Raw genomic sequence first — 3035 nt, 5'->3', positions numbered from 1 at the left:
GAACAGGACGCACTATGAAACCTTCGCCTTGTCCTTCGGCCGTCGCGGCCGTGCCGGAAGAACGCCGACGCCATAATGGGATGCCATCATGCCGTAGCTGCGATTGATCTCGGGATCGTAGAAGCTGGCGCGGCTGACACCCGACTTCAGATTGTCGGGGACGATCAGGCGGGGAACGCCATCAAAGAAACGAAACATCCTGACGTGTGAACCAATCCAATCAGGCAGTGTCTGGGTCCAGGTGGCTTCGGCATAGGTGAAGCTGGACGCTCCCAGCACTGCCACAAAGATCTCCGCCTCACGAATCTCGCCGGTGTCTCGATCAACGATCGGGATCTTCTTGCCGGAATAGTCGACGAAGCCCTTGTCGTCGGCGGCGTGTTCCTGGCGCATCGTCGGGGAAAGCCGCTGTTCGAAGCTGCGAAAGAGCTCGCAGAACCGGCTGTAGCCATATCCGTCGGGATGACTTCCTCGATACTCCTCCCACAAGATGAGGAGCGTGACGCCCGGCTTCTTGAGCTCCACGGCAAGATTGGCCCAGTTCGGCTCTGTGCGCCGCCGCGTGCCCTGTTTGACGCCATTGCGAGCGAAGAGTTTGTTCTCAAGCGCGTCATCGGTCAGCTCGCTTGGCAGGGGCCAGCTCAACCCGATTGCCGCTGCGCGCTGCAGATTATCCTGCACCGTACTGCGTGCTATTCCCAGCACGACCGCAATCTCGCGGGAGCTGGTCCCGCTTCCGGCAAGCCGAAGCATTTGTCTCAACTGTCTCATGGTCAGCCTTCTCTTTGCCGGCATCAAAATCTCCTCGTCCGTAGCGAGGTATTTGATGCCAAAGTTGCTGACCCAGGAGGTGATCTTCAGTGCCGAAAACTGGCCGGTCTTTGGTTGGAACGCTGGCCGGCTTCAAATCGGAATGCCGTCCGGATTTTGATCGGAATCCCGTCCGGTCATTCCCTGGAATCCGCAGTCATTGCCCAATTGCGTGCACAGGCCGTTGACCGCACCGTGGCGGGCCCCGGTGTCGTCGACGCTGATCCAACCGGCCGAAGCGAGCCCGGCCGTCAGAACCTGCCTCGCTTCGGCGACGAAGGCGTCGATCTTGCTGGTCAGGATCCGCACGACCTGGCGCTTGGAGATCGACACACCGAAGTCGCGCAGCAACCCGACGATCCGATCTATTTCGATTGACCCTGGTGATAAAGCGACAGCACCAGACGCCGAAGCTCCAAACCGAAGTGCCCGTCGACCCCGTCCGGCAGCGCAGCGACGACGATCCGGCCATCCGGCAGGCGCCCGCGGTCCCGATGATAGCGGACCACCCGCACCCCGATCGTCAGATCCTGCACCACGAAGCTTGTCCGCCCCACAAACCGCGAGCCCGGTGGCGGCTCATAACAAAGACGGCGTTCTTCGGTGACGATCGCCCGGCTCGAGCACGCCGCTTGGGACCGTTGCCGGAGGCGAGCTCTGCTTGGACTGCTCCATCCCGCTTGGCTTCTGCTTCGGGCGCGGCGGTAGACCTTTTAGACGCCGAATCTCATCTTTCAAAGCCGCCCCGGCGACGAAATGGCGCGGAAAACTCCAACCCGATTCGAGGGGCGTTTAGCGGAGGTAGACGAACGCGAACAGCAAAAGGCCACGGCACTTGCCCAACGCGTTAAGCGGCAGCGCTACGAAATCAAGTTCCTTCGGTTACAGCCGCAATCCCAAGGCCGTGCAAATTGGAGGCGGCTGCTGCACCCAAATGCGTCCAGCTAAGCAGCGAACTGCAGTTGGAAGGTTGCGGCCAGACCAGCACCGACTAGGTGGGCGCGAGTGGAGAAAAAAATATGAATGAAGCATGCAAGACAGTAAACGTCCTTATAGTCGACGATGATCTTGCGTTTATCAAAACAGTGGAACTGCACCTGCAGAGGTGCGATATGTCAACCACTGTGGCACATACGCACGCGAAAGCGTTGGAACTACGCGAAAAGCGAGAGCCGGACGTCATCATCGCCAGTTTGGATTTTGATCACAGTGGTGGCGCCGAAATCTTGCGCAATCTCCGCGACGGCGGGAGCATACCCATCGTCGTCACTGGGAACCACCGCAGCGAGAACGATATGTTGGCCTGGCTAGAAGCCGGTGCAGACGAGTATTTGAGTAAGCCGTTGTCAATGCTCGAGCTTTCGATGCGCATCAACGCCCTTGTCAGACGGCGTTTGGCCACCTCCGTGCAAAACCAGCCAAAGACAGAATCGGGAAGATGGTTGTTCGGCGGATGGGAGCTCCGCTTGAGGACTCGACAGCTCCGACACCCTTCGGGCAGGCCAGTACCGCTCACAAAGGGAGAATACACTCTTCTGGTTGCCTTCCTCGAGGCGGCCAATCAGCCATTGTCCCGAGAATACCTTCAACGGGCCACCCGCATTCACGAGGACATCTTCGATCGCAGCGTCGATGTTCAGGTTCTGCGCTTGCGCCGAAAGATCGAAGTGGATGCGCGTGCACCACAAATAATAAAGACCGCGCGGGGCATCGGTTATGTGTTCAGTATAGACGCCAAGCGGGCTTATACCAAGAGTCATGGGGTTTGACCCAGGGCAACGAACTTGGGTCAACGCGCTTTTTGGATTGCGGTTGATCTGATCCATAAGGCTCCCATGATTCGGAGCCGTGCCATGACCATTGCCGCCCTGGAAGGGTTTGAGAAGCCACGTGGCTCTGTCGCAAACCTTTCGGTAAGCGGGGCAGTCATGGAACGCTCCTCAGCTATGGAGGAGCACGTGATGTTCAAGGGCCGTCATTTCGACCAGTCGGTGATCCTCCTGTGCGTGCGCTGGTACTTGGCCTACAATCTGAGCCTGCGCGATCTGGAAGAGATGATGGCCGAACGCGGCTTGAAGGTCGACCACTCCACCGTGCATCGCTGGGTCGCTCACTTCTCGCCGCAGCTGCTGGAGCGCTTCAACCGGCGCAAGCGTGCGGTCGGCAGCAAGTGGCATATGGACGAGACGTACATCAAGGTCCGCGGCCAGTGGATGTATCTTTAC

General features: G+C 58.9%; 5 protein-coding genes. 2 read left to right on the top strand and 3 right to left on the bottom strand.

What is annotated here, in order from left to right; genetic code table 11:
* Positions 1-12: 12 nt before the first annotated feature.
* From istA to EOB59_RS35495, 3 genes are all read right to left on the bottom strand, one after another.
* Positions 13-795: an IS21 family transposase gene (gene istA, locus EOB59_RS34180; RefSeq protein WP_245330061.1), complete on the bottom strand. Its 783-nt coding sequence runs from the start codon at positions 793-795 to the stop codon at positions 13-15.
* A 108-nt stretch (positions 796-903) separates the two neighbouring features.
* Positions 904-1161 (bottom strand): hypothetical protein, encoded by a 258-nt coding sequence (locus tag EOB59_RS34175; protein ID WP_095488789.1) that lies wholly within the window; start codon positions 1159-1161, stop codon positions 904-906.
* A 14-nt stretch (positions 1162-1175) separates the two neighbouring features.
* Positions 1176-1349, bottom strand: coding sequence for a hypothetical protein (locus EOB59_RS35495; RefSeq protein WP_158302689.1), 174 nt, complete (start codon positions 1347-1349; stop codon positions 1176-1178).
* 480 nt (positions 1350-1829) lie between these two features.
* Between EOB59_RS35495 and EOB59_RS34170 the strand changes: the two genes are divergently transcribed.
* Both EOB59_RS34170 and EOB59_RS34165 read left to right on the top strand, forming a co-directional pair.
* Positions 1830-2579 (top strand): response regulator transcription factor, encoded by a 750-nt coding sequence (locus EOB59_RS34170; RefSeq protein ID WP_095488788.1) that lies wholly within the window; start codon positions 1830-1832, stop codon positions 2577-2579.
* A gap of 192 nt (positions 2580-2771) precedes the next feature.
* A partial coding sequence (locus EOB59_RS34165) for an IS6 family transposase (RefSeq protein WP_128290262.1) occupies positions 2772-3035 on the top strand: 264 nt, incomplete at its 3' end.

Source organism: Mesorhizobium sp. M7A.F.Ca.MR.176.00.0.0 (assembly GCF_004023165.1).
GTDB lineage: Bacteria > Pseudomonadota > Alphaproteobacteria > Rhizobiales > Rhizobiaceae > Mesorhizobium.
Note: the sequence above shows the minus strand (reverse complement) of the source record. Positions and strands in the feature narration are given on the sequence as shown.